This is a genomic window from Agathobaculum sp. LCP25S3_E8 (genome assembly GCF_052117165.1).
Classification (GTDB): domain Bacteria; phylum Bacillota; class Clostridia; order Oscillospirales; family Butyricicoccaceae; genus Agathobaculum.
In genome coordinates this window covers 29,858-55,004 of sequence record NZ_JBQKJR010000013.1, presented here as the reverse complement: position 1 = coordinate 55,004, position 25,147 = coordinate 29,858, and the positions used below count along the sequence as shown (strand labels likewise).

The 25,147-nt window shown below is 54.0% G+C and carries 25 protein-coding genes; 5 read left to right on the top strand and 20 right to left on the bottom strand.

Annotated elements, in window-relative coordinates; translation table 11 throughout:
* Positions 1-14: 14 nt before the first annotated feature.
* The 10 genes from clpP to rplS form a co-directional block, all read right to left on the bottom strand.
* On the bottom strand, positions 15-596 hold the full coding sequence (gene clpP, locus ACTQ34_RS06940) for an ATP-dependent Clp endopeptidase proteolytic subunit ClpP (protein WP_054327555.1): 582 nt from the start codon (positions 594-596) through the stop codon (positions 15-17).
* A gap of 219 nt (positions 597-815) precedes the next feature.
* A complete protein-coding gene (tig, locus tag ACTQ34_RS06935) occupies positions 816-2,150 on the bottom strand; it encodes a trigger factor (protein ID WP_441363138.1) in 1,335 nt (444 codons plus the stop codon).
* An 81-nt stretch (positions 2,151-2,231) separates the two neighbouring features.
* Positions 2,232-2,933 (bottom strand): metallophosphoesterase, encoded by a 702-nt coding sequence (locus tag ACTQ34_RS06930; RefSeq protein ID WP_441363137.1) that lies wholly within the window; start codon positions 2,931-2,933, stop codon positions 2,232-2,234.
* 2 nt (positions 2,934-2,935) lie between these two features.
* Positions 2,936-4,429 (bottom strand): threonine synthase, encoded by a 1,494-nt coding sequence (gene thrC / locus ACTQ34_RS06925; protein WP_441363136.1) that lies wholly within the window; start codon positions 4,427-4,429, stop codon positions 2,936-2,938.
* A 33-nt stretch (positions 4,430-4,462) separates the two neighbouring features.
* Positions 4,463-5,431 (bottom strand): dipeptidase, encoded by a 969-nt coding sequence (locus tag ACTQ34_RS06920; RefSeq protein WP_441363135.1) that lies wholly within the window; start codon positions 5,429-5,431, stop codon positions 4,463-4,465.
* A gap of 2 nt (positions 5,432-5,433) precedes the next feature.
* Positions 5,434-5,784 (bottom strand): YraN family protein, encoded by a 351-nt coding sequence (locus ACTQ34_RS06915; protein WP_441363134.1) that lies wholly within the window; start codon positions 5,782-5,784, stop codon positions 5,434-5,436.
* Positions 5,781-6,398: a ribonuclease HII gene (locus tag ACTQ34_RS06910; RefSeq protein WP_441363133.1), complete on the bottom strand. Its 618-nt coding sequence runs from the start codon at positions 6,396-6,398 to the stop codon at positions 5,781-5,783. The genes ACTQ34_RS06915 and ACTQ34_RS06910 overlap by 4 nt, the downstream gene beginning before the upstream one ends.
* Positions 6,395-7,261 carry a ribosome biogenesis GTPase YlqF gene (gene ylqF / locus ACTQ34_RS06905; protein ID WP_441363132.1) on the bottom strand — a complete coding sequence of 289 codons (867 nt, stop codon included), beginning with the start codon at positions 7,259-7,261 and terminating at the stop codon, positions 6,395-6,397. The genes ACTQ34_RS06910 and ylqF overlap by 4 nt, the downstream gene beginning before the upstream one ends.
* 4 nt (positions 7,262-7,265) lie before the next feature.
* A complete protein-coding gene (lepB, locus tag ACTQ34_RS06900) occupies positions 7,266-7,841 on the bottom strand; it encodes a signal peptidase I (RefSeq protein WP_441363131.1) in 576 nt (191 codons plus the stop codon).
* Positions 7,842-7,973: 132 nt separating this feature from the next.
* Complete coding sequence (gene rplS, locus ACTQ34_RS06895; protein ID WP_125116150.1) at positions 7,974-8,315, bottom strand: 50S ribosomal protein L19; 342 nt, start codon at positions 8,313-8,315, stop codon at positions 7,974-7,976.
* Between the two features lie 210 nt (positions 8,316-8,525).
* Between rplS and ACTQ34_RS06890 the strand changes: the two genes are divergently transcribed.
* Positions 8,526-9,836, top strand: a complete 1,311-nt coding sequence (locus ACTQ34_RS06890; RefSeq protein WP_441363130.1) for an alpha-amylase family glycosyl hydrolase — start codon at positions 8,526-8,528, stop codon at positions 9,834-9,836.
* A gap of 52 nt (positions 9,837-9,888) precedes the next feature.
* Here ACTQ34_RS06890 and ACTQ34_RS06885 read toward each other — a convergent pair whose 3' ends face one another.
* Positions 9,889-11,976, bottom strand: coding sequence for an S-layer homology domain-containing protein (locus ACTQ34_RS06885; RefSeq protein ID WP_441363129.1), 2,088 nt, complete (start codon positions 11,974-11,976; stop codon positions 9,889-9,891).
* Between the two features lie 72 nt (positions 11,977-12,048).
* Complete coding sequence (locus ACTQ34_RS06880; protein ID WP_441363128.1) at positions 12,049-12,846, bottom strand: RNA-binding protein; 798 nt, start codon at positions 12,844-12,846, stop codon at positions 12,049-12,051.
* A 104-nt stretch (positions 12,847-12,950) separates the two neighbouring features.
* Between ACTQ34_RS06880 and ACTQ34_RS06875 the strand changes: the two genes are divergently transcribed.
* Positions 12,951-13,925, top strand: coding sequence for a biotin--[acetyl-CoA-carboxylase] ligase (locus ACTQ34_RS06875; protein WP_441363127.1), 975 nt, complete (start codon positions 12,951-12,953; stop codon positions 13,923-13,925).
* A gap of 43 nt (positions 13,926-13,968) precedes the next feature.
* Positions 13,969-14,505 (top strand): hypothetical protein, encoded by a 537-nt coding sequence (locus tag ACTQ34_RS06870; RefSeq protein WP_441363126.1) that lies wholly within the window; start codon positions 13,969-13,971, stop codon positions 14,503-14,505.
* 27 nt (positions 14,506-14,532) lie between these two features.
* Here ACTQ34_RS06870 and ACTQ34_RS06865 read toward each other — a convergent pair whose 3' ends face one another.
* On the bottom strand, positions 14,533-15,354 hold the full coding sequence (locus tag ACTQ34_RS06865) for an EFR1 family ferrodoxin (protein WP_441363125.1): 822 nt from the start codon (positions 15,352-15,354) through the stop codon (positions 14,533-14,535).
* A gap of 114 nt (positions 15,355-15,468) precedes the next feature.
* On the bottom strand, positions 15,469-17,127 hold the full coding sequence (locus ACTQ34_RS06860) for a ribonuclease J (RefSeq protein ID WP_441363124.1): 1,659 nt from the start codon (positions 17,125-17,127) through the stop codon (positions 15,469-15,471).
* 692 nt (positions 17,128-17,819) lie between these two features.
* On the opposite strand from ACTQ34_RS06860, the gene ACTQ34_RS06855 reads away from it, so the two are divergent.
* Both ACTQ34_RS06855 and ACTQ34_RS06850 read left to right on the top strand, forming a co-directional pair.
* Positions 17,820-18,527, top strand: coding sequence for a 3D domain-containing protein (locus ACTQ34_RS06855; protein WP_441363123.1), 708 nt, complete (start codon positions 17,820-17,822; stop codon positions 18,525-18,527).
* A gap of 79 nt (positions 18,528-18,606) precedes the next feature.
* Positions 18,607-19,134: a transcription repressor NadR gene (locus ACTQ34_RS06850; RefSeq protein ID WP_441363122.1), complete on the top strand. Its 528-nt coding sequence runs from the start codon at positions 18,607-18,609 to the stop codon at positions 19,132-19,134.
* A gap of 126 nt (positions 19,135-19,260) precedes the next feature.
* Here the strand turns inward: ACTQ34_RS06850 and ACTQ34_RS06845 are convergent, their stop codons facing one another.
* The 6 genes from ACTQ34_RS06845 to ACTQ34_RS06820 all read right to left on the bottom strand — a co-directional run bounded on the left by ACTQ34_RS06845 (position 19,261) and on the right by ACTQ34_RS06820 (position 25,116).
* The gene (locus tag ACTQ34_RS06845) at positions 19,261-20,919 is read right to left on the bottom strand and encodes a glutamine--tRNA ligase/YqeY domain fusion protein (protein WP_441363143.1); all 1,659 of its coding nucleotides are present in this window, start codon (positions 20,917-20,919) and stop codon (positions 19,261-19,263) included.
* 30 nt (positions 20,920-20,949) lie between these two features.
* Positions 20,950-22,602: a glutamate--tRNA ligase gene (gene gltX / locus ACTQ34_RS06840; protein WP_441363121.1), complete on the bottom strand. Its 1,653-nt coding sequence runs from the start codon at positions 22,600-22,602 to the stop codon at positions 20,950-20,952.
* Between the two features lie 194 nt (positions 22,603-22,796).
* The gene (locus ACTQ34_RS06835) at positions 22,797-23,138 is read right to left on the bottom strand and encodes a hypothetical protein (protein ID WP_441363120.1); all 342 of its coding nucleotides are present in this window, start codon (positions 23,136-23,138) and stop codon (positions 22,797-22,799) included.
* Between the two features lie 51 nt (positions 23,139-23,189).
* A complete protein-coding gene (locus ACTQ34_RS06830) occupies positions 23,190-23,702 on the bottom strand; it encodes a Gx transporter family protein (protein ID WP_441363119.1) in 513 nt (170 codons plus the stop codon).
* Positions 23,703-23,720: 18 nt separating this feature from the next.
* Positions 23,721-24,092 carry a NusG domain II-containing protein gene (locus tag ACTQ34_RS06825; RefSeq protein WP_441363118.1) on the bottom strand — a complete coding sequence of 124 codons (372 nt, stop codon included), beginning with the start codon at positions 24,090-24,092 and terminating at the stop codon, positions 23,721-23,723.
* A complete protein-coding gene (locus ACTQ34_RS06820) occupies positions 24,082-25,116 on the bottom strand; it encodes an FAD:protein FMN transferase (protein ID WP_441363117.1) in 1,035 nt (344 codons plus the stop codon). The genes ACTQ34_RS06825 and ACTQ34_RS06820 overlap by 11 nt, the downstream gene beginning before the upstream one ends.
* Between the last annotated feature and the right edge of the window lie 31 nt (positions 25,117-25,147).

Below are 25,147 nucleotides of genomic sequence, written 5' to 3'. Positions count from 1 at the left end.
CTACCCTACACTTATCAATGCTTATCAAACACCTTGTCGATAAGGCCGTATTCCACTGCTTCCTCTGCGGACATGAAGTTATCACGCTCGCAGTCCGCAGTAACCACCTCGATCGGCTTGCCGGTGTTTTCGGACAAAATCTTATTCATACGCTTCTTGATAATTTCAAGACGCTTCAGATGAATCGCCATATCGGTAATCTGTCCCTGTGTGCCGGCGGACGGCTGATGAATCATAATTTCGGCATTAGGCAGCGCATAACGCTTTCCCTTTGCGCCCGAGGACAGCAAAAATGCGCCCATAGATGCTGCCATACCGATGCAGATGGTCGATACGTCGCACTTAATATAATTCATCGTATCATAAATCGCCATACCTGCCGTAACCGAACCACCCGGGCTGTTGATATACAGGGAAATATCCTTGTCCGGGTCCTGGGCTTCCAGATACAGAAGCTGCGCCACAACCAGCGAAGCGGTCGTATCGTTGACCTCCTCGCACAGCATCACAATGCGGTCGTTGAGCAGACGGGAATAAATATCAAACGAACGCTCGCCGCGGCCGGTCTGTTCGATGACCATTGGGACTAAACTCACTTGGAAAACTCCTTTCGAGAATTCAATGAAAACCACAGTTTCCATCGAGCCACGCCCTTACCGGCAATGCCGGAAGGACTATTGCGCCAAAGAAGTTCCCTCTGTGTGGAAACTTCTTTGGCCTTTGTATAAAAAGCGCGGGCAACGCTCGCGCTTTTTATGAAACCAGCCGCATAGCGACCGATTTCTGTTTTACTGCGCATGCGCGCGGAAAACGGATTACTCCGCAGTCTCTTCAGCTGCCTCTTCGTCCGCCTTCTTCTTAGAAGATGCCTTCTTCACCTTGGCATGCTTCTTAATGAACTCCAGCGCGTTGGAAATCTTCAAATCGTCGCTCAGCGCCTCGGCAGACACGATGGACTTGACCTTCTCCACATCCATCTTGTACTGCTCCGCCATCTTAGCATATTCCTCTTCCATTTCCTTGTCGGAAACTGCGATGGACTCCAGCTCTGCAACCTTTTCGAGTGCCAGACGAATCTTCACCTGACGCTCTGCCTGCGCCTGGAACATTGCGCGGAATGCACCCATCTCGGTACCGGTCATGGTCAGGTACTGCTCCAGCGTCATACCCTGCATCTGCACACGATAGCGGAAATCCTGAACGATGGAGTCAATTTGACCCTCAATCATCGCCTGCGGGATATCCGCCTTCAGGTTCTCGATTACCGCGTCGAGCACCTTTTCCTCAAAGGCATGGTCTGCCGCTTCCTGACGCTCCTTCTTCAAGCGATCGGAAATCTCCTTCTTCAGGTCATCCAGCGTCTCGCAGGTCTCGGAAACATCCTTTGCGAACTCGTCATCCAGCTCCGGCAGAATGGTTTCCTCTACCTTGTGTACCTTGCACTTAAACACGGCTTCCTTACCAGCCAGCTCCTTAGCATGGTAATCCTCCGGGAAGGTAACGGTAACGTCCTTCTCGTCGCCCGCCTTGCAGCCAATCAGCTGATCCTCAAAGCCCGGAATGAACGTACCCGAACCCAGTGTCAGCGCATGATGCTCCGCCTTGCCGCCCTCAAAGGCAACGCCATCGACAAAGCCCTCGAAGTCAATATCAACGGTATCGTTCTTCTTTGCCTTGCGGTCAACGGTCTCGGTGCGCGCATTGCGCTGCGCCAGACGGTTCAGCTCCGCCTTCACGTCCGCAGCCAGAACCTTGACGGTTTCCTTCTCAACCTCGATGCCCTTGTACTCGCCCAGTTCAACCTCCGGCTCAACCGGCACCTTGGCGATGATGGTCAGGCCGCCCTCTTCTGCCGGGTCGCCCAGATCAACATCCGCACGGCCAACCGGCTTGATGCCGGACTTCTCAACGGCCATTTCCATAGCCTCGGGATATATGATATTGAAAGCCTCTTCAAAGAACACGCCTTCGCCATACAGCTTTTCGATCATCTTGCGGGGCGCCTTGCCCTTGCGGAAGCCCGGAACTGTGATATTCTTACCGGTCTTCTTAAACGCCTTGTCCTTAGCAGCCTCAAACTCCGCCTTGGTGATTTCGATGGTCAGCGCAACGACGCTGTGCTCCTGCTTTTCCGTGTTTTTCAGTTCCATGTTGCCAAACTCCTTACTTCAATACTTCTATTGTATCTAAATCATTCTACCAGATTATTCTGTAGATTTCCATACTTTTTTCTACTTTTTCAAAAAAACCGGGGTAAAATCCACATGATCGCCCGAAACCAGTCGCCACTCGATTCCGTCATGCATTCCCTCGACCGCCCAGCGCAGGCTTTCCGAATGCAAATGACCATAAATACAGCGGGAAACGCCGTATTTCTGCATCAATTCAATCATCGGACCGCACCGGAAATTCGCGTACAGAGGAGGATAATGCAGAAAGCAGATGATTTCCTCAGGCTGTTGCGCGGCCCCCAATTTGAGAGACGCTTCCAAACGCAATAATTCGCGCCGAAATATCTTTTCATTATGGGGGTCGGAAAAGTCTTCCTCAAAGGGCCATCCGCGTGTACCGCACAACGCAGTCTTTTGATAGAAAAAGCAATTATTATGCAGAAAATCAATCGTGGTAAACCCATTTTCCTCTAAAAAACGGTGCATTTTTTTTGCCGTCTCCCACCAGAGATCGTGGTTTCCTTTGAGGATGAGTTTGCGTCCGGGCAGCGACTCCAGCAGCGCAAAATCGCCCTGCGCTTCGGTAAGGCTGATGCCCCACGAGATATCACCGCCCAACACAACGGTATCTTCCGGCGCGATGAGTGCATTCCAGTTTTTAATGATTTTTTCCGTATATCCCTGCCATCGTCCGCCGAAAATATCCATCGGCTTTTGCACGCCCGTCGCCAGATGCAAGTCGGCCAGCGTATACAGCGCCATGCTTACAGATCCTTGAGCAGCTCGACCGTGGACAGGATTTCCGTCTTGTCCACCACGCGGTCAAAGCGCGGCTGTTTGTCCGCCAGCGCAGCAAGCGGCGCAGGTGCAGCAACACCAGTCAACTCAGTCAGAACGGCAAGCTGAGACACATCATCCTTTTCCAGCGTGCCGCCCAGCGATTCAATGACCGAACGACAGAACTTAAACGGCGAAGCCGTAGACGCGATAACGGTCGGTGTCTGGTCGCCCGTGCGCGCACGATAGTCCTCATAAACACGCACCGCAACCGCCGTATGCGTATCGCACAGGTAGTGCTCGTGCTCCCACAGCGCACGAATGGTCTCCGCAGTCTGCTCGTCGTCGCAGCAGCCCGCATCGAAGTCCGCGGCAATCTTCGCAAATACCGCTTCCGGCGCTTGATAGCTGCCGTCCGTGGACAGGCGCTGCATCAGCTCCGCAACCAGCTTATCATCAAAGTCGGACGCAAAGAACAGCAGACGCTCCAGATTGGACGAAATTAAGATATCCATCGAGGGCGAAGTGGTGGTATAGAAATCACGGTTTTTGTCATATACGCCGTTCTTCTTGAAAAAGTCGGTTAACACATTATTGCGATTAGATGCGCAAATAAACTTATTCACCGGCAGGCCCATGTGCTTTGCGATGTAAGCCGCAAGAATATTACCGAAATTGCCGGTCGGCACGCAGATGTTGATTTTCTCGCCCATCTTAACCGCACCGGATTTCACCATATCGCAGTAAGCCGAAATGTAATAGGCAATCTGCGGCGCAAGACGGCCCCAGTTTATCGAATTTGCCGAGGAAAGCATCATGCCGTCGCGGTCGAGCTTTGCGCGCGTCTCCTCATCTGTAAAGATACGCTTGACCGCGCTCTGTGCGTCATCAAAATTGCCGCGAATAGCAACGACCTCAACGTTTGCGCCCTCCTGTGTCACCATTTGCAGCTTCTGCATGGGTGAAACACCGTCGACCGGATAGTACACCATAATCTTGGTGCCTTCCACATCGTGGAAGCCATCGAGCGCAGCCTTGCCGGTATCGCCCGAAGTCGCAACCAAGATGCAGGCCGTGCGCGTCTCGCCGGTCTTGCGCAGCGAAGCGGTCAGCAGGTGCGGCAGCATCTGCAGCGCCATGTCCTTGAACGCACAGGTCGGGCCGTGCCACAGCTCCAGCATATATTTGCCGTCTGCAAGCGCCACCACCGGCGCGGTATCCTTGCCGCCGAATTTGTTGTCCGCATAAGCCTTTGCTGCGTACTGTGCCAGTTCCTCGCCCGAAAAATCAGTCAGGAACTTGCCGAGGATGCGCGCCGAACGGCCCTTATAATCCAGATTGGCCAGCGCATGCCAGTCCTCCGCTGTCAGCGCGGGGAACTCCGTCGGACAGTACAGACCGCCGTCCGGCGCAATGCCGTTTGCAATCGCGTAGGCCGCGGAGACCTTGCGCGTCTTATCTCTTGTGCTTACATATTCCATTGATTCAAACCTCCGCCGTTTTTGATGGGTATATTACAGCATTTTTTGTATAAACGCATATGCATTGTTATAAAACAAATCGTCAACCACCGTCTGCCGATAGCCCCGCGCAAGCATGCGGTCGGCAAGCTGATATAGGTCCTTGAGACCGTCCATTCCTGCGGGCAGCTCATCGCAGCCGTCAAAATCACAGCCCAGCGCAATGCTTTTCTCCCCGCTCATGCTGAGAAAGTGCTCAATATGCTCGATAACATCATCCAGCACCGCACCGCCCTGCCGCACGAGAAACGGCGCGTACAGGTTGATGCCCACCAGACCGCCCCGCTGTACAATCTCAATAAACTGCGCGTCCGTCAGGTTGCGCGCGTGGCGGCACAATGCGCGGCTGTCGCTGTGTGATGCAACGAACGGACCGTCGATTGTCTCGCACACGTCCCAGAACCCGCGCTCAGACAAATGGGACACATCCACGATAATGCCTTTATCAGCACAGTCCCGCACCAGCTGCCTGCCGTCATCCGTTAAACCTTCCTCCTGATTGACCGCAGACGAACAGCCGAAGCGGCTGCGGTAATTCCAAGTGAGAGTCAGCAAACGCACTCCCGCGTCATAAGCGACGTCCAACGCATCCGGTCGATCGGGCAGCAGTTCTGCCCCCTCGATGGATAAAAACGCCGCCGCTTTGCCCGCGTCTGATGCCGCCCGCAAATCCGCTGCTGAGCGGCAGAACATCAGCCAGTCGGCGTTGTCGGCAAACTCGCGTGCCGCCGTTTGCAGCATGCGGCGCAGCCGTTCGTCCGTCGGCGTGTCCAGCAGACAATCCCGCCCACGCGCCTGCGCCTCGCTCGGCGCACGCGCGCCGCAGAACAAAGCAAAAAACTGTGCATAATGTGTATAGCGCTGTGCCGCAGCGAAATTCACATGCAGGTCGTTTTCCCGCAGGTGCTTGCCTGTCTCGCAGCATTCATACAGGGTGTCACAGTGCAGATCGAACAGCTTCATTCTCACCCTCCAAACGCATTCTCCAGATGACAGATACGCGGCGCATCGGTTGTTCCCTCCTCGCCGTATACCTCGACCACGTCGAAACGCGGCTGCAACCGGGACGGATGCTTCTGCAGCCACAACGCAGCGGTAGCGGCAATGCGCTGCTGCTTGGCAGCTGTGACAGCCTCACGAGCCGCAGTAAAACAATCGTTTTTGCGCGTCTTGACCTCGACAAACACAATATATTCCCCGCGGGACGCAATAATGTCGATTTCTCCGAAGCGAGTGCGAAAATTGGTTTCCACCGTGCGGTAACCCTTGCGTTCCAGATAGGCACGCGCGGCATATTCCCCCCATGCGCCCTTCATCGCGGCGCCTCGGGATGTTTTTGATAAAACTTCTTTAAAAACGTGCGCCGATGGATGGGACACGGCCCATGCTCAAGCAGTGCCGCATCATGCGCGCGCGTTTCATAGCCCTTATGCTTCTCAAAACCGTAAACCGGATACCGTTCGGCAAAGTCACGCATCAACCGATCTCGCGTCACTTTTGCAATAATAGAGGCTGCCGCAACACTCGGAATGCATGCATCACCGGACACAACACATTCATATGGCAGAGACAATCCCTCCGAGCGGTTCCCATCCACATAGACGAAGTCTGCCGGATGCGGCAACCCCTCAACCGCCTGCCGCATGGCACGATACGTCGCTTGCAGGATGTTAATTTCGTCGATTATCTTTTCATCGACCAGCGATACTGACCACGCAACTGCGTTCTCAGTAATTGCATCAAACAGCGCCTCTCGTTTTTTCTCGCTGAGCTTTTTGGAGTCGTTCAGCCCCTCAATGACAATGCCGGCAGGCAGAATGACCGCTGCCGCGCACACCGGACCCGCAATCGGGCCGCGCCCGGCTTCGTCGACGCCGCACACGGCGGAATAGCCGGCCTTCCACGCCTTCTCTTCAAATTCCCACGTCATGGCACGTAATCCTCCGGTGTTTCCAGCGTGATACGTCCCAGCACACCGCCGCGAAACTCATCGAGCAGAATGCGCGCCATGCGTTGGGTATCAATCTCGCCGCCGCGCAGCAGGAAACCGCGCCGCTGTCCGGCCTGCATCAGCATGTCATACCCCGGAAAATCGCTCTCCTCCGGCGGCGTCACACCGTAGCGCTCGGCTATCGCCTGCGGCGCCTGCACGGCAAGCAGCTCCATCAGCTTGCAGCCGAGCGTCTCCACATCCAGAATATCATCGCGAATTGCACCTGTGCATGCCAGCAGGATGCCAACACGCTCATCGTCAAACTTCGGCCACAAAATACCCGGCGTGTCGAGCAGGTCGATACCGCTGTCCACACGGAACCACTGGCTGCCGCGTGTCACGCCCGGCTTATCCGCCGCCTTGGCGGACTTGCGGCCGAGAATACGGTTGATAAAGGTCGATTTACCCACATTAGGGATGCCCACGACCATAACGCGCACCGCTTTGCCGACCAGGCCTCTTTCATTCCACCCGGCAATCTTATCCGCGAGCAGTGTGCGCACCGCGTTTGCAAACGCCTGCGTCCCCTGTCCCTTGCGGCTGTCGGTCTCGATAACCGCCATACCCTGCGAGCGGAAATGCTTTGCCCACACCGCGGTTTTCGAGGGGTCGGCCAAATCAATCCGGTTGAGAATCATCAGACGCGGCTTTCCCGCGGCGATGTCGTCCATATCCGGATTGCGGGACACCTGTGGGATGCGCGCATCTACAACCTCGCACACTGCGTCTACTTGTTTGATATATTCCGCCATCTGACGACGGGTTTTTGTCATATGGCCGGGATACCATTGAATATTCATCTTATCACGCTACCGATCCAAAATCACTGAACGGAAATACTACGCTGAGCACATGTCCCAGGACATAACGCTCATCCACCATGCCGAGACTGGACCACCGGCTGTCGGTTGAGCCGTTGCGGTTATCACCCAGCAAATAAACACAGCCCTCCGGCACAGTCTGCGGATAGGTCAAATCGCCCATGCGCTCCAGTGTATTGATTTTCTCCAAAATGTACGGCTCGTCAAGCACCTCACCGTTGACAATTACATCACCTGTTACCGGATCAATATCCACCGTGTCGCCGCCGGTTGCAATCACACGCTTGACAATCGGCTGGTCGTGCCAAAAGCCTTCCTTACGCACAATGACAATATCTCCTTTTTCCGGTGTATACCCCAGATTGCTGACCAGCATGATACTATGATCCTGCAAAGTTGGATTCATAGATGTACCGTCTACACCAATGAGGCGCACAAAGAACGTGAATACAACAACAAAAAATATCAGCACAGCCATGAGGGATTCTCCCCAACTGAACAGTTCGCTGGAAAAACGCCCCTCGGCTTTCTTTTTCTCTTCGGTCTGTGCTTGCTCCATGATAATTCCTCCAAAAAGATAAGCATACTATTTTATTATAGCGGCATATTTCCATCTGCGCAAGACCAAAAACACTGAATAGACAAAAACAGGGAGCTAATGCTCCCCGTTTTTGTTGTTCGGTTGTAAAAATTAAACCTTCTCGGCAACCTTAGCAGCCTTACCTACGCGGCCGCGCAGATAGTACAGCTTGGCGCGGCGAACCTTACCGCTGCGCACAACCTCGAACTTTGCTACGTTCGGGGAGTGTACCGGGAACGTCTTCTCAACGCCTACGCCATAAGAAATACGGCGAACGGTAACCGTCTGGTTTACACCGGCGTGCTTCTTGGCAATGATGATGCCCTCGAAAATCTGAATACGCTCGCGGTTGCCTTCCTTAATCTTCGCGTGTACCTTAACGGTATCGCCGATCTTGAGCTCCGGCAGATCGCTCTTCAGCTGCTGCTCGGACAATACTTTGACCAGATCCATCTTTCTGTCATCCTTTCGTCTTAGACATTCTTGCCCTATTTTCCCTACAAATAAGCAGAGGAATGCCCGTGTTGCCGAAATATAATACCACAATACCCTGCGCTTTGCAAGTGTTTTTTCTGCACAAAAACCAATATTTTCACTTTCGCTTGTTTTTTTGGCAAATCATAGTATACTGGTAGTGACTCTATTTGTAAAGGAGCAATTACCATGTGGGCTTATGAAAGTGTTTTCTACCAAATCTATCCGATCGGTTTCTGCGATGCGCCGCGCGTCAACGACGGCATCACCGTCCCGCGCATCAGCAAGGTAGCGGACTGGGCCGAACACATTTCAAAACTCGGCTGCAACGCTGTCTATTTCTCCCCGATCTTCGAATCTGACAGCCACGGTTATGATACCCGTGATTTCCGTAAAATCGACTGCCGCCTCGGCACAAACAAGGATTTTGCCTCCGTCTGCGAAACGCTGCACAAAAACGGTATCAAGGTTGTGCTCGACGGTGTGTTTAACCATGTCGGCCGCGGTTTCTGGGCCTTCCGCGATGTGCAGGAAAAAAAGTGGGACTCCCCCTACAAGGACTGGTTCCACATCTCCTTTGACGGAAACTCCAATTATAACGACGGCTTCTGGTACGAGGGCTGGGAGGGACATTACGAGCTGGTCAAGCTCAATCTGAAAAACCCTGCGGTTGTGCAGCACATTTTCGACTGCATCCGCCTGTGGGTAGAGGAATTCGATATCGACGGTCTGCGGCTGGATGTTGCCTATTGTCTGGACAAAGACTTTATCCGTCAGCTGCGTGCGTTCTGTGACAGCTTAGGGCGCGACTTTTTCCTGGTGGGTGAGCTGCTGCATGGGGATTACAACCAGTTTGTCGGTGACCAGATGCTGCACTCCTGCACCAACTACGAGTGTTACAAAGGCCTGTACTCCTCGATGAACAGCTTGAACCTTTTTGAAATCACGCATTCCCTGCTGCGTCAGTTTGGCCCGGAAAACTGGACGCTGTACCGCGGCAAGCATCTGCTGGATTTCGTGGACAACCATGATGTTACCCGCATTGCATCCATTTTGCAGAATCCCAAGCACCTGCCGCTCGTCTATGCGCTGCAATTCGGTATGCCCGGCATCCCCTGTGTGTATTACGGCAGCGAATGGGGCGCGACAGGTGAAAAGCATCAGGGAGACGACGCGCTGCGTCCTTCGTTTGAAAAACCGTTGTGGAACGACCTGACTGATTGGATTGCGGCACTTGCCAAAGCGCACCGCGAAAGCAAGGCGCTGTGTTATGGCGATTTCAAGCAGGTCGTGCTGACCAACAAACAATGCATCTGGGAGCGCATCTTTGAGGATGAGCGCGTGCTGATTGCGGTCAACATTGACGAAGCACCGTATGTTGCACATTTCGATGCGAAATGCGGGCAGGCGGTTGACTTGATTTCCGGTAAGCTGCATGACTTCGGCGGTGGCAGCGAACTGCCTGCCTATTCTGCTTTCTTCTGGAAATGCGAACGATAACACAAGATACAAAAAAAGACGGCGCTTGCAGGCGTCGTCTTTTTTGATGCAATCATTTAATATAGTCAATCACCAGCGTATAAATCGAATCGTCACTCATGGTAACAGTAAACTCCACCATATTGCCATCCCGCCGGAATTTCTCAAGCCCCGATTTGGTCAGCGTCAAGGCATTGGAAGAGGTCGTATAATCCATACCAGCTTCCAGTTCCGTCTCTGCGCCATTCCGAACCGCCGTCACACTGTTCACAGTCAAACTGCTCAGCGGCAATGTAAAGCTCGGCTCTGTCGGCGCATATGTATTATACTCCGCAACATAGGCGTGTATGCCGGATGGTGTCGAGTCTGTAACCGTCAAATTGAATGTGCTGATGCCGCCGCTCTTCAGGTCTGCCGAAACCGTATAGGTGCCTGTCCGCAGCTGTGCCAGCACACCGCGACGCAGCACCAGCGAACGATTCAAATTATCAAATTCGTAATCAATTGCGGAAAATCCCAAAACTACACCTAGAATATCGCTTTCAGAGAGAACGCCCGACAGCTTCACGCGCACATCCTGAAAGCCAGTTGCGCGATAATATCGGTCAAAGGTAACCGATTGTACCGATGCCGCTTCCTCTGAATTGGTAACGGAAAGCGAAACACTCTCCCGTTGGCCGTTTGAGAGGGTAAGCGACAGCGTATAGTTTCCCTTTGCGAGCGATGTCAGATACGAGGACGAAATCGCGATGCCGGAAGCGGTTTTCGTGTAATCCGAAGATTCATTCAGACCTGCCCCATTGCAAAAAACAGAAGACACCGTTACGTTATTCGGCACGTTGACCATTACATCCGTTCCCAGCGCGGACGGATTTGCCAAATCTACCGCAATACTTTTCGGCACCACTCCTGCCGTACTGATGCCGCTCATTGTTTTCCCGCCGATGGTTGCCGACACACCTTTTTCTATGGCATAACCGGATACAGAGACGCTGCTGGCAAAGCTCACACCATCTACTTGAATATTTGCCTGATAGACCGAGCCATAGCCGGTCACAGAGCTCGGCTGTTCTACCGTCATCTGATAAATCTGCGTACCCGCCGTGGTGCTGACTGTGGACTCTCCTGCGAGCGTAAGCTCTTCGACGTTCGCATCAAGCGTCAGAGAGACTCGCCCCTCGCCGTTCACCTCGACCTCTGAGAAGCCATTATCCTCTGCTGAGGCCAAGGATTTTTCATACAGCGTTGCTGCCGACTGAACCTCCGTCTTCCCGATGCGAGTAGCGCCCGTTGCAGTAACCTGCAGCAGGCGCCCCATCGGTGACGAAACAATCATGTGATCGCTCGACGTATTCATCATTGTAACCGTACCGCCGGACACGATAACTGAACCCTTGACCGTCACATTACTCAGGGTGACTGCATCAGACCCCAGTCCCTCCGTGATGTACAAATCGCCTTGAATCGTAGCATCGGACAGTGAACAGCTTTCCGAAATAGTAACATTCGCGGTATCGGTTTTCAAATCGGCCCCTGTATACGCTTTGCCCGGAACAGATAACGAAGTTCCCATGTAATAGTACAGAATTTTTGCAACCTCGCCGCGCGTTACCACACGATTCGGCTGGAACGAACCGTCCGAATATCCCGCCAGAAAGCCCTTGTCAACCGCTGCCTTAATGTATCCCGCACTCCATCCGGATATCTGAGCGCGGTCAGTAAACGTCAGGTCAGAAGGAGAAACATTACCCGGATCTGCCTTAAATAGACGACCGACAATGACCGCAGCCTGTTCGCGCGTCACCTTGCCCTCAGGGTCCATTTTGTTATCTCCCACGCCATTGATGTATCCATATTTTTTAGCAATTCGTATCGTGTCATAATACCATGCACTTCTCGATACATCAGTATAAGAGATGGCGGCCATTTCCGTAAAATGAAATGCACGATTGATATATCGCATAAATTCCGCACGTGTCATATCGCGATTTGGCTCATATTTTCCCGTTGTTGCGCTCGGATTGATGACACCTTCCCGATCCAGATATTCAATGTAGGTTTTTGCCCAGTGCCCGTCCAAATCAGATGCGGCTGAGGCAAACGGAAGCGTTGCCGTCAGCATAACCATACACAGCAAAGCGGATAACAACCGTTTTTTCATATCCACACAACCCCTTATTGATGCTGTCAATAGTATACCATACCTAATTCAACTTGACAACCACCATTCTTTTCATGCGTTTTTGACAAATTCCAAAAACAGACGTCCTTTTCTGCTCGTGCCGCCGAATGCGACAATGCGCGCCCGCCCCATGCCGCGCACCGTCAGCTTGTCCCCCTCGCCTATCAACCGTTCCGGTTTCAGACAGGGCGCATGATTGACAAAAACCAGCCCTTTTTCAATGCGCTCCTGCGCGTTTTTGCGCGACATACCGAAGACCAGTGCCGCCACACTGTCCAGCCGCGGCGAGGCCACCGATCCGCTGCCTTGTATTTCTTGCGCCGGTTTACAACGCAATGCCTCAAGCGGCTCACGCGTCAGAAAAATCTGCTTGCGCCCCGCCTTGGCGAAGTGCAGCAAAATAAACTCCGCCATCTCCTCCAGCACAAGAATATCCGCCCCTTCCTCATGCACCAGAATATCGCCCACGACCGCGCGGTCGATTTGCAGACCCATCAGCGCCCCCAAATAATCGCGATGGGTGAGCGTATCCTCTTTTCGCTTATGTGCGCGCAGCAGTGCCAGCGGAGCAGCCTGTTTTGCGCTTTCCGCATCCAGATAATCCGGATAAAACAGATAAATGCCGCGTTCGGCATCCTCGTATCCGCCCCAGAACAGCGCGTGACCCGTCGCACCGCAAAGGCGCACCGCCTCCGCGCACAGCGCCCGCTCACTCATACTGAGGAACTTGGTGTGCGTCAGATAGCCGCGCGTCTCACAGGTCTGCTCCTTGTCCAGCAAACCGGCCAGAAGCAGCCGCTCCTCTCCCGTTCCACCTAGCGCATTTAAGATGTCATTTCTACTTTTCAACCGTTTTTCCTCCGCTTATAGCCGTAGTTTTTCTCAAAACTATTGTACTATTTCTTACTTTCGTTTACAATAGAATTATTGTTCACCAAGGAGGCGCAAAGTACATGTCGGTCAAGGATGCGGTATTACAGGCACTCGAACAAGCGCGGGGCAAACGGTTGTCCGGCGGACAGCTTGCCCAGCAGCTCGGTGTATCGCGCGCCGCAGTGCACAAAGCAATTGCCGCGCTGCGCAGCTGCGGCATGGCAATTGACGGCGTACCGGGCGAGGGCTACCGGCTCGCGCCGGAGGACGACAGCCTGACTGCCGCCGGTGTACAGGCGCTGCTGAACACCCGCTTTATTGGACAGGAAATGGTCGTGCTGCCCAGCCTATCCTCCACCAATACCGTTATCAAAGAGCGGTATCTGGACCGGTCGCATGGCTTTGTGCTGCTGGCCGAGGAACAAACCGGCGGCCGTGGCCGTCTTGGTCGCACCTTTGTCTCTCCCGCCGAGACCGGCGTTTACCAGACCATTCTGCTGCATCCTACCCTGCCCATCGGTCATATCCAGCTTGCCACCATTGCCGCCGCCGTTGCCGTGGCGGAAGCGGTCACGCAGACGGCTGGTTTCTCTCCGGAAATCAAATGGGTCAACGATGTGCTTCATGAAGGGCGCAAGCTCAGCGGCATCCTGACCGAAGCGACCATCGAAGGCGAAAGCGGTATTGTCAGCTCTCTGCTGGTCGGCATTGGCGTCAACTTGCGGCCCAATCCCGCGTGGCCGGAGGATGTGCGCGCCGTCGCGGGCGCGCTGAGCGAATTCGGGCGCACACCGCGTCGCGCGGAACTGGCAGCAGCTGTGCTGACCCAGTTCGAGCGCGCCTATTCCCTATTGGAGCAGGACCGCGCGGATGAGCTGCTCAAACTGTACCGCAGCCGCTTGTGCTGTCTGGGCAAGCCGGTCAGAGTCATCAGTCCCGCAGAAACCTATCAAGCCGACTGCATCGGCTTGGATGATAACGGTTTTTTGCTGGTGCGCAGTGCAGACGGACAGACCCGCACGCTCTCCAGCGGAGAAATCAGCATCCGTTTCTGACAATGTACGACACTATATTATATAATGTAAGGAGTATCCCTTTATGTTTCAAACCGCCGCAGGCGTCACCGTTCCTTTTCCGGACAAGCTGCGTGAGCAGTATCAGCGAGACGGAGACACCATCATCTGCAATCTGAGCTTTGAAAAGCTATCCGATTTCATCCATGCCTTTTACGCTTCGCTGACCGAACCACTGTTCCTCGCCATCCACCCGGATGCGGAGCAGGATGAAGTCTGGTATCTGGACGGCATGACCAAAAAGCAACTGACCATGATTCTCGACGGCTATGGTGAGCTGCTTCTGCAGGATGGTCTTTCCGCGTTCGCCATCGGCTCGCTTGCGACCGAAGAAGAGCTGTTCGTGCAGAAATACAAAGTGTTGTCCATTTACAGCCCGCAGATTGCCCGCATGGAAAAACTGCTTGCGCGTTTTGAAGTACCGCGCACAGACACCATCGTCACCGCGTGGGACACCTTTTCCCAAGCGCATCCGGGTGAAGCGCAGCGGCTGGAGATTGCCGGCATGACCGTACCGGATATGATTGGCGACCTGCAGAAAATCGGCATGTATAAAGGCTGACGCAATCGCGTCAGCCTTTTTCTCTGCTCAGAGGAACAGGCTGACCGCCGCACGGCGGCGATAGCCCTCCTCGAGCTCAGTTTTATGATATAAGTAACCCGCATCATCATAGTATTTCGCACTCTTGGGACATTTTTTGACACAAGCGCCGCACTTGATGCAGATGCCGATGAACTCCCGCACATTTTCCGGGTTTATCGAGCCCATGGGACATACTTTCGCGCAGAGACCGCAATCGTCACACACTTCACTTGTCTTTGGCTTAACCTTACGAATGTCCACCGGATTGCCTGCGCGGTCGCGCGGCTGATAGTATGTCCGTTCCTCCCGCGCTCGTCCCGGCACCACAATCGGCGGTGTGTCCGCATGCACTTCTGCAATGCACCCAGCTACCTGCGCCGCAAATTCTGCGGCCAGTGCCAAATCATCTACATCCGGACGACCTGCGGCGAGCGTGTTCGAGAACGAGTGTTCCCCCACAAAGGCCGCTGCTGCGAACGGCACAAAGCCGTTATCCGCGAGGATGTCGCGTAGTTCAATCAGCGAATCATCAAACGCACGGTTGCCGAATGTGACCACCGGCACCGCTGCCGCACCGTGTCCCTGCACGGTCGCCAGATATTTCAGCAGCACATTCGGTACACGCCCCGCATAGGTCGGCGTACCGAAGATGACCAAATCCTCCGCCGTAAAATCCGGTGTTCCCTGCCGTGCTTCCGGCAAAGTAAAATCATATTTCAAAAGCGGAGCATCCAAAGCCTGCGCCACGCTTTCCGCAATCCGGGTCACAACACGCTTTGTTGTTCCGGTTGCGCTCCAATATACCGCCCATACTCGATTTACCTGCATATACCGTGCCTCCTTTTCTGCTTACTGCCAGTATAGCAGATACCCGGACAAGCGTCAAAGCCGAGATGCACAAAATAGAAAAAGCAGCCGCAAAAGCGGCTGCTTTTTATTGATTTAAATTTCCATGATAATTGGCAGCACCATCGGGCTGCGCTTGGTCTTTTTGAACAGATAATCGCTCACATCGCCCTTGATTGCCGACTTGAGGCTGTTCCAATCACGCAGATTCTCCACCGCGCAGCGGTCGAGCGCCATCTGCGAAATGTTGCGCAGCTCTTCCATCAGCGCTTCTGCTTCCTTGACGTAAACAAAGCCGCGGGAAACGATATCCGGACCGGCGATAACAACGCCTGTTGTCGCATCCACCGTCACCACAACAACCAACAGACCATCCTCAGACAAATGTTTGCGGTCGCGTAGCACCGCAGTGCCTACATCGCCGATACCCAAGCCGTCAACCAGTAGACGACCCGCCGGCACGGGATTGCCCAGACGAGCCGAGTTTTCGCTGATTTCTACCGGACGGCCGATTTCAGTAATCAGCACATTCTTGGGATTGACGCCCATTTCGCGCGCCAGACCGGCATGCTGCATCAGCATACGGTATTCACCGTGCACCGGAATGAAGTACTTCGGCTTGCACAGGCCCAGCATGAGCTTCAAATCCTCCTGGCAGGCGTGACCGGATACGTGAATCGCGGCAGAGCGGTCATAGATGACTTCCGCGCCCTGCTTATACAGCTCATTGACCATATTGTTGATAGACTTCTCATTTCCGGGGATGGCGGAAGCTGCAATCAAAATACGGTCGCCTGCATTGACCTCGACCTGCTTATGGCTGCCGTAGGCCATACGATACAACGCAGACATCGTCTCGCCCTGTGAGCCGGTGGACACAATAATCAGCTGGCTGCGTGCATAGCGCTTGATTTCGGAAATATCAATCATTACCTTACCGCTATCCTTCAGATAACCAAGCTCTCCCGCCACCTTGGAGATTTTCTCCATACTGCGGCCGCATACGGCAACCTTGCGTCCCGCCTTGGCTGCAATGTCCAGAATCTGCTGCAAGCGCGATACATTGGATGCAAAGGTGGCAATAATAATACGCTGGTCGCTTTCCATGATGAACTTCTCCAGCGACTTGCCCACGATTTTTTCACTCGGGGTATAGCCCGGACGCTCCACATTCGTCGAGTCGCTCATCAGTGCAAGGATACCCTTTTTGCCCAGCTCACCGATGCGAACCAAATCAATCATCTCACCCGAAACCGGCGTCAAGTCGATTTTAAAGTCGCCAGTGTGCAAAATCGTACCCAGCGGCGTGGTGATGGCCAGCGCTACGGAATCCGCAATCGAATGGTTGGTGTGAATGAATTCCACCTTAAAGCACCCCAGCTTGACCGTGTCGCCCGCGCGCACGCGATTGAGCTTCACCTTTTGCGGTATCTTGTGCTCACTCAGCTTGGTCTCAATAATGCCGCATGTCAGACGGGTTGCATAAATCGGTGCATTGCACTCTCGCAGAACATACGGAATTGCACCAATGTGGTCCTCATGACCATGCGTGATGACATAGCCACGCAGCTTGTTGATGTTGCGCTTGAGATAAGTGGTATCCGGGATGACCAGATCCACGCCCAGCATATCGTCGTCCGGAAACGCAACGCCACAGTCGATGACAATGATATCGCTGCCATATTCGATAACGGTCATGTTCTTGCCGATCTCATTAAGGCCACCAAGCGGTATAATCTTCAGTTTTTCTTTCATAACAGTTTTATCACTTTCCTTTATTCATCAGTTTAATACCTGTAAAACAACAACTCAGGGGGTTTCCCTGCGTCTCTTACAAAGACAGACCTGCATCCCGTTCGTCCGCCCTTATGCACTATTTTATCTTTGCGCTGCAGCCCGGTCTCGCTCCATATCGGCCACGCATCCCCAGCGAACTGCAAACACTTATTTTCAATAATACCACATTCCTTTTACCGTGTAAAGTTTTTTTACAACCGCTGCAGACTGGAGACGAAGACCGACCAATGGCTTCTGACAACCTATTATACTTATTATAAAATAGTATTCTCCGGCAAATATTTGATTATCCGCAATCGGCAACTGTTCCCCACTCCTGTGGTCTACATACTTCCAGTTTTTTCGCACTTCCCCACCTGTCATCGAAAAATGTCATTTTGTAACCGTTCTTTGTGCACATACTTGTTTCGGATGCTAAAATTCAACCATATTTTTCATTCAGCTATACAGATATTCCATTCATACAGCAAAACAATTATGCATCTTGAACAAAAATGCAAAAAACCGTTTGACAAATATGCAATTGTAAAGTATCATAGGTTACAGATCAGAAACAGATCGACAACAAATCAGTAACAGCCAGAAAACAAATCGGCATTAGCCGATGCCGCGCTTCCGCGGGTTTTCACGACGATTTAGGAGTGTAACACATGTTCTTTTCTTTGCGAAAGCATGCATCCAAACTGATTGCTGCGACACTGGCGGTCGGCACAATGGCTTCCATCAGCGCTGCAGCGCTCGATCAGCCCGTTGCAATGCTCTCTTCCAACCTGAATGCATCGGTCGGTACGGTTTTGACTTCCGACCAGATCGACACCGCTGAGCAGGCACTTTCCAAGGCCAAGGCCGAGGCAGCAGCCAAGGCAGAAGCAGAAGCCAAGGCGAAGGCTGAGGCTGAGGCGGCAGCGAAAGCTGAAGCGGCACAGCAGGCAGCTTCAAGTGCTACCACCAATTCTTCGCAGTCGCAGCAGTCCTCGAGCGACAACCTGCTGACCGAGCCGGTATCCGCCAAGACGGTTGCCTACTCTTCCTCGCTTCTCGCAACCGATGCGATTAAAAACAATTCGACAGCGCTGGGCAACTACAAGCTGACCTTCTATTGCCCCTGTGAGCTCTGCAACGGCGTTGCCGGTGCAAAGACCGCTTCCGGCACGACTCCGACCGAGGGCCGTACAATCGCTGTAGATTCCTCGGTCATTCCGCTGGGCAGCCGCGTCTATATTGAAGGCTACGGTGTATTCATTGCAGAGGACACCGGCGGAGCCATCAAGAACAACAAGATTGACGTTTTCGTTTCTTCGCATGACCGCGCATACGAGCTTGGCGTGCAGTACGCAAACATCTATCTGCTGGGCTGATATCAGACGATTTCAAGGACTATGCTTGCATAGTCCTTTTTCTTTTGCTATGATAGGAATACTAAGGAGTGACCGCATCATGAACGCTGCTGAACGGCGCATCAAAATTACCCATCTGCTCACGCAGAGCCAAAAACCGCTTTCCGCTACCGCATTGGCCGCGCAATGCGGTGTGAGCCGGCAAATCATTGTCGGAGATGTCGCACTGCTGCGTGCCGGCGGGCTTTCTGTATTAGCCACACCACGCGGTTATATTTTGGAAAGCGCCGCCTCTACCCCTATCCATCCGGAGCGACGTGTTGTGTGTCGGCATGGCGATGACCGTCTGCTGGAAGAGCTGTACACGGTCGTCGATTTAGGCGGCGCACTGCTTGATGTTACAGTTGAACATTCGGTTTATGGGCAAATCTGCGCTCCGCTGCATATTTTTTCCCGCTACGATGCTGATATGTTTTGCGAAAAACTGAAAAATCCCGCAGCACGTCCATTATGTGACTTAACCGGCGGCATCCATCTGCACACGCTGCGCGCGCCGGATGAGGCCACGCTTGACCGTGTGATACAAGGTCTGGAAGAGAAAGGCTTTTTGCTCACGGATGAAAAATAGTCTGCCGCAGCCAGCCATCATCCATTCACCTGTATTCTACTTATCGACAGCAACGATACCCGCCGAAACGGCAACACAAAAAAGCCGCAGATTTTCCATCTGCGGCTTTTTCTATTTGAGGAAAACTTACTTTTGCAGGGTTTTAGCAAAGCTGTCCTTGAGCGTGACGATACGGTTGAAGCGGCCATCTTCCCTATCCTTAACGTAGTAGCCCATACGGACAAACTGGAAGCGCTCACCCTCTTTGGCATCAGCCAGCGACGGCTCCAGCTTGCAGCCGGTCAGCTTCTTGAGCGATTCCGGATTGAGATAATCCAGATAATCCGTTCCCTCCGGCACATCGTTCACGTTTTCCAGCGTGAACAGATTGTCGTACAGATACAGGTCGGCATCCAGCGCGTGCGCAGCAGATACCCAGTGAATCGTTCCCTTGACCTTTCGGCCGTCTGCGGGCATGCCGTTGCCGGTTTCCAAATCAGCCGTGCAGCGAATCTCCACGATTTCACCGTTTTCGTCCTTGACAATCTCGTTGCAGCGGACGATATAGGCGCCCATCAGGCGCACCTCACCCTCCGGCTTGAGGCGCTGGAACTTCGGAGGCGGAACCTCGGCAAAGTCGCTCTTCTCGATATACAGCTCGCGTGTAAACGGCACCTTGCGCGTGCCTGCGGCTTCGTCGCGCGGATTGTTCGGCACCTCGAACTCCTCACACTTGTCCTCGGGATAATTGGTGATGACCAGCTTGACCGGCTCGGTAACCGCCATGCGGCGCAGTGCAGTCTCATTCAGCTCCTCGCGGATACAGTGCTCGAGCAGCTTGATGTCGACCAGCGAATCCGCCTTGGCAACACCTGCGCGCTGCACAAAGTCCAGAATCGCACTCGGCGTGTAACCGCGGCGACGCAATGCGCACAGCGTAGGCATACGCGGGTCGTCCCAGCCCTCAACATGGTTCTCAAACACCAGCTGACGCAGGTAACGCTTGGACATGACTGTATGCGTCACGTTCAAGCGCGCAAACTCGCGCTGCTTGGGATGATGCGGCAGCGGGCAGTTATCTACGACCCACTCGTACAGCGGACGATGGTTTTCAAATTCAATCGAGCACAGCGAGTGCGTGATGCCCTCGATGGCATCCTGAATCGGATGCGCAAAGTCATACAAGGGATAGATGCACCACTTGTCGCCCTGCCGATGATGATGCGCGCGCACGATACGGTAAATCGCAGGGTCGCGTAAATTCATATTCGGGCTTGCCATGTCAATCTTGGCACGCAAGGTCTTGGAGCCATCCTCGAACTTGCCCGCACGCATGTCTGCGAACAGCTGCAAATTCTCCTCCACCGAACGACCCCGATACGGACTTTCCTTGCCCGGCTCGGTCAGTGTGCCGCGGTAGGCACGCATTTCCTCCTGCGTCAGGTCGTCCACATAGGCCTTGCCGTCTTTGATGAGCGCAACTGCGCACTCATAGCAGGTCTCAAAGTAATCCGAGCCATAGAACACACCGCCGGACGGCTCCTCGCCGGTCAGCCATTTGATGTCCTCCCAAATAGAGTCGACGTACTCGGTGTCCTCCTTGACCGGGTTGGTGTCATCGTAGCGCAGGTTAAACAGGCCGTTATACTTTTTGCCAATCGACCAGTTAATAAAGATTGCCTTAGCCGAACCAATGTGCAGATAACCGTTCGGCTCGGGCGGAAAACGGGTATGGATGCGCTCGTTCAGCCCCGCTGCAATATCCTCATCAATGATTTCGGTCAAAAAGTTATTTACATTTTCCATCATAGCGTTTTTCTTCCCCCAAAAGCCGAATTAAATCGTCTTAACGCAGCGTTCCAAACGTTCCAGCACCTTGTCGCGGCCCAGAATACCCATGACCGTCTGCAAATCAGGCGCGTTCTGCCGTCCGGCAACCGCCACACGAACCACCATGGAAACATCGCCTACCGCGCCCTTGTAAGCGGACGGGTCCGCCTTGTATGCCTTGGTATCCGCAGCATAGCCGTGTGCCGACGCAATCTGCTTCATCTTTTCAAAAAAGCCATCTGGCGTATCGTTTTCATCAAACATCTGCGCAAAATCCGCGAGAATCGCCTTGGCATCCTCCGCAGACACGCGCTCCGGCATGGTGTAGTCCGGCTGGAACAGCTCGTCGAACATAAAGTCCATGTAGCCCTTCGCATCCGACCAGAGCGCCAAATCCTTGCGCGGCTTCTTGCCGCCGCGGCCGATGGCGAGATATGCCTTGGAGAAGGCCGGGTCGCGTGTAATCAGGTCGTGGAACGGCTTGTCATTTTCCGCACTCCACGCCGCAATATAATCATACACTGTGTCGGCCGACATGCGCGAAATGACGTTCTTGGAAACGTCATGCAGCTTCTCGATATCAAACAACGCGCCCGAACCGCTCATCTTCTTGGTCGAGAATGGAAAATCGTTCATCGGTAAATCCGGATTGGCGCGCCGCCATTCCTCAAAGTTGGAGTTGAGCAGCGTCATCAGGTACTCGAGCACCGCCGGCACCGGATAGCCCTCCTGCTCATAGAAGGTCAGCGCGAGCTCGGGGTCCTTACGCTTGGACAGCTTACGCTTGCCGCCGGTCTCCGGGTCAATTTTCATCAGCTGCGCGGTGTGCGCGTACTTCGGGGCCTTCCAGCCCATCGCACGGAACAGCTGCAAATGTACCGGCAGGGTCGCTAGCCACTCCTCGCCGCGCACGACTACGGTCGTACCCATCAGATGGTCATCCACCACATGCGCGAAGTGATAGGTCGGAATGCCGTCCGACTTAAGGATGACAATATCCTGATCGTTCTCAGTAACCTCCATCTTGCCCTTAACAAGGTCCTCATGTCGAATCTTATTCTCAATGCTGCCCTCCGAGCGGAAGCGCACAACATAAGGCGTACCCTTGGCAAGTTCTGCCTCGATGTCCTCCATCGGGCGGTCACGCCATACGGCATATTTGCCGTAATAGCCGAAATTCTCCTTGTTGGCCTCCTGCTGGGCATGCGCCGCAGCGAGTTCTTCCTCCGTGCAGAAGCACGGATAGGCCATGCCGCGCTGTACCAGACTTTTGACAAAGGTCTGATAAATTTCCGCGCGCTGACCCTGGCGGTACGGACCATATGCGCCGTTGTCGCCGTCAAGCGTTGCGCCCTCGTCAAAGGTCAGGCCGAATGCACGGAACACCTCGATAATGGTGCGCACACCGCCCTCGACCTCGCGTTTTTTATCCGTATCCTCGATACGCAGATAGAACACGCCGTTTGACTGATGCGCCAGACGTTCGTCCACCAGCGCGCCGTACAGGTTGCCCAGATGCATGAAGCCCGTCGGGCTGGGACCCATACGGGTCACCTTTGCGCCCTCCGGCAGCGTGCGTTTGGGATAGCGCGCCTCGATTTCCTCCGGCGTAGTATTGATATGCGGAAACAGCAGTTCCGCCAAACGGTTATAATCCATTTTGTTCACTCCAACTTCCTTGATGGGCGTTTCCGACCATGATAAAAATATTTTATCACAGTGCATCGCGCGGTGCAAGGCGCAAAGCGCATCAATCGACGGCTTCCGCGCGCGTCGTTTTTGGCATAGCTGCGCGCTGCAAAGGCAAAGCGGCATGGCGATTTTGCCATGCCGCTTTTGTAAGCCCCGCTCCCTTACGGATTGATTGTTTTGGGATTGGTGTCCGCGCCGGTATCCGCCGTACCGGTTGTCGTTCCCTTGTCGTTGCCCGTTACCGCATCGCCGACTTTGTCCATGCCGTTATCAATTGCATTTCCGGCATTATCCATGCCGTTCTCCACGGCATCTCCCACATTGTCCATACCGTTCTCAATGTCATCCCCGACGGTATTGCCGTTATCGACCACGCCGTCATGGTTCTGGTCTTCGGTCACGTTATTGTCCGTGCCGTTCTGGTTGGTTTCGTCCGCCGTGTTGGAGCAGCCGCAGGCAAGCACCATCGTCAGCGCGGCAAGCAAAGCGATAAGCCTTTTCATTGCATTTCCTCCTTGTACATTTGCCGTTAGTATAGGAGGCGTTTCGATTTTTTATACGTAAAAATCAATTTTTTGCATATGCGATAATACAACCGAGCAAGTCAATCCGGTCACAAGCCCAAGCGGCACACTCATCACCAGCAGAAACGGCAGATACGCCACCACCGCGCCGGTCTGCATCCAAATAACGGCTGCGATGATTTGTCCGATGTTGTGCGCCGCCGCGCCCGCGACGCTCACCCCCAAAAGCGAGCAGAACCGTCCCTCCACGCACAGCAGCAGCCACATAGCCGCCAGCGATAGCAGGCCGCCGAACAGTGAAAACAAAAATGCGGTCACGCTGCCCATGAGCAGACTGGACAGCGCCACGCGGCACAGCAGCACCGCCAGCGCGTCCCGCACGGACAGCCGCGTGAGCGCGAACAGTGTCACCACATTGGCAAGGCCAAGCTTGACCCCCGGCACCGGAACGACTGCATCCAGCGGAAACAGACGCTCGACGAGCGACAGCACGACCGCGAGCGCGGTCAGCATCCCGCAAACCGTCAGCCTTTTTGCTTTCACGCTTTCACATCCTCTCCGTTATGATACAATCGCGTCAATCTCGCCTGTCTCACCCACAATTTTCAGCACCACACGGTTGGGCAGACAAACCGCAACCTGTCCCGCCCGCGTCAGCGTACCCGTGCGCACACAAACCTGATCGCGGCAATCCGCTGACTCCATGCGCGCACTTTTACCGGACAGCACAATCACATTATGCCCGTCCAAATCAATGGTGCGGTCGGTATCATCGGTCAGTGCGACACGCTCGACCAGCTGATTGTCCTGCCAGATTTCGGCATACAACCGTTCTCCCTGCGTGCCTGCGGCAAGCGCCGCGGTCAGCGCCGCTGCCAGCAGCAGCACGGTACCGATGATGACAAAGTCCCCCCATTTGAGCCTACTGCGCATCCGTGTACCCCTTTTCCTCTCCGAGGAAGGTATAGGTGCAGACCGAAGCGACCGCATCTGTGGTATAAATCTGCTTATCCGAAGTAATAAACACTGCTGCGATGTTGTTTTCCGCGCAGAACGCCAGTCCATTGTCCAGCCCCATGACAAACAGTGCGGTCGTCAGCGCATCCGCACGGGTGGAGTTTTCATCTATCACGGTCACACTGCGCAGACCGGTATCCGCCGGATAACCGGTCTTGGGGTCGAAAATATGGTGATATCGCTTGCCGTCCTGCTCAAAATAACGCTCATAGTCCCCCGAAGTGACGACCGAAGCATCCCGCACCTCGGCGGTGGCCACAAACTCTGCATTGTTGTCCGGGTCGGCAACACCGACCACCCAGTTTCCGCCGTTGCGTGCCGGATTCTCTCCGAATGCGCCGATGTTGCCGCCGAGCTGCACCAATGCGCCGGTTACCGTGTCCTCCGGCTGCTGCGTGAGCAATGCGAACACAGCGTCGGTTGCAAAACCCTTGCCGATGCCGCCTAAATCAAGCTGCGCACCACCCAGCAGCTGCACCTGATTGTCTCCAAGCAGCTTGATGTTCTCATAGCCCACATGGGACAATGCCTCGTCAATTTCCGCCTGCGCCGGTACATGCGCGTTTTCCGTATTGATGCCCCATAAATCGGTCAGCGTCGCCATGGTGGGGTCAAACGCACCGCCGGTCCATTCAGCATACTGCACCGCCGCTTCAATTGCCGCATACGTATCCTCGCTGACCTCACACGCGGCGCCGTTGGCATGATTCAAGCGATACAGGTCGCTGTCCTCCCGCGTGCGAGACAAAGCAGGCTCCAGCGCATTGACCTCCTGCTCACAAGCTACGGCAGCCTGCTGTGCGCTGTCCTCATCACTGCCATACACGGAAACCGACATAAAAGTGTCCATCGCAAAAAAATCCGTCGTGTAGCTTGACTGCCGTCCTGCGCAGCCTGTCAATCCAAAAAGCAGCAAAAATACTGCAAAAACTCGCTTCATACCATACTCCTCATCACAAAAAATCCTGTAT

Bases quoted from the DNA above. Each gene is read 5' to 3' on its own strand.
- tig (WP_441363138.1), bottom strand. From the start codon at position 2,150: ATGGAACTGAAAAACACGGAAAAGCAGGAGCACAGCGTCGTTGCGCTG.
- ACTQ34_RS06930 (WP_441363137.1), bottom strand. From the start codon at position 2,933: ATGGCGCTGTATACGCTGGCCGACTTGCATCTGGCGACGGGCGTGCAA.
- thrC (WP_441363136.1), bottom strand. From the start codon at position 4,429: ATGGAATATGTAAGCACAAGAGATAAGACGCGCAAGGTCTCCGCGGCC.
- ACTQ34_RS06920 (WP_441363135.1), bottom strand. From the start codon at position 5,431: ATGAAGCTGTTCGATCTGCACTGTGACACCCTGTATGAATGCTGCGAG.
- ACTQ34_RS06915 (WP_441363134.1), bottom strand. From the start codon at position 5,784: ATGAAGGGCGCATGGGGGGAATATGCCGCGCGTGCCTATCTGGAACGC.
- ACTQ34_RS06910 (WP_441363133.1), bottom strand. From the start codon at position 6,398: ATGACGTGGGAATTTGAAGAGAAGGCGTGGAAGGCCGGCTATTCCGCC.
- ylqF (WP_441363132.1), bottom strand. From the start codon at position 7,261: ATGAATATTCAATGGTATCCCGGCCATATGACAAAAACCCGTCGTCAG.
- lepB (WP_441363131.1), bottom strand. From the start codon at position 7,841: ATGGAGCAAGCACAGACCGAAGAGAAAAAGAAAGCCGAGGGGCGTTTT.
- rplS (WP_125116150.1), bottom strand. From the start codon at position 8,315: ATGGATCTGGTCAAAGTATTGTCCGAGCAGCAGCTGAAGAGCGATCTG.
- ACTQ34_RS06890 (WP_441363130.1), top strand. From the start codon at position 8,526: ATGTGGGCTTATGAAAGTGTTTTCTACCAAATCTATCCGATCGGTTTC.
- ACTQ34_RS06885 (WP_441363129.1), bottom strand. From the start codon at position 11,976: ATGAAAAAACGGTTGTTATCCGCTTTGCTGTGTATGGTTATGCTGACG.
- ACTQ34_RS06875 (WP_441363127.1), top strand. From the start codon at position 12,951: ATGTCGGTCAAGGATGCGGTATTACAGGCACTCGAACAAGCGCGGGGC.
- ACTQ34_RS06870 (WP_441363126.1), top strand. From the start codon at position 13,969: ATGTTTCAAACCGCCGCAGGCGTCACCGTTCCTTTTCCGGACAAGCTG.
- ACTQ34_RS06865 (WP_441363125.1), bottom strand. From the start codon at position 15,354: ATGCAGGTAAATCGAGTATGGGCGGTATATTGGAGCGCAACCGGAACA.
- ACTQ34_RS06860 (WP_441363124.1), bottom strand. From the start codon at position 17,127: ATGAAAGAAAAACTGAAGATTATACCGCTTGGTGGCCTTAATGAGATC.
- ACTQ34_RS06855 (WP_441363123.1), top strand. From the start codon at position 17,820: ATGTTCTTTTCTTTGCGAAAGCATGCATCCAAACTGATTGCTGCGACA.
- ACTQ34_RS06850 (WP_441363122.1), top strand. From the start codon at position 18,607: ATGAACGCTGCTGAACGGCGCATCAAAATTACCCATCTGCTCACGCAG.
- ACTQ34_RS06845 (WP_441363143.1), bottom strand. From the start codon at position 20,919: ATGGAAAATGTAAATAACTTTTTGACCGAAATCATTGATGAGGATATT.
- gltX (WP_441363121.1), bottom strand. From the start codon at position 22,602: ATGGATTATAACCGTTTGGCGGAACTGCTGTTTCCGCATATCAATACT.
- ACTQ34_RS06835 (WP_441363120.1), bottom strand. From the start codon at position 23,138: ATGAAAAGGCTTATCGCTTTGCTTGCCGCGCTGACGATGGTGCTTGCC.
- ACTQ34_RS06825 (WP_441363118.1), bottom strand. From the start codon at position 24,092: ATGCGCAGTAGGCTCAAATGGGGGGACTTTGTCATCATCGGTACCGTG.
- ACTQ34_RS06820 (WP_441363117.1), bottom strand. From the start codon at position 25,116: ATGAAGCGAGTTTTTGCAGTATTTTTGCTGCTTTTTGGATTGACAGGC.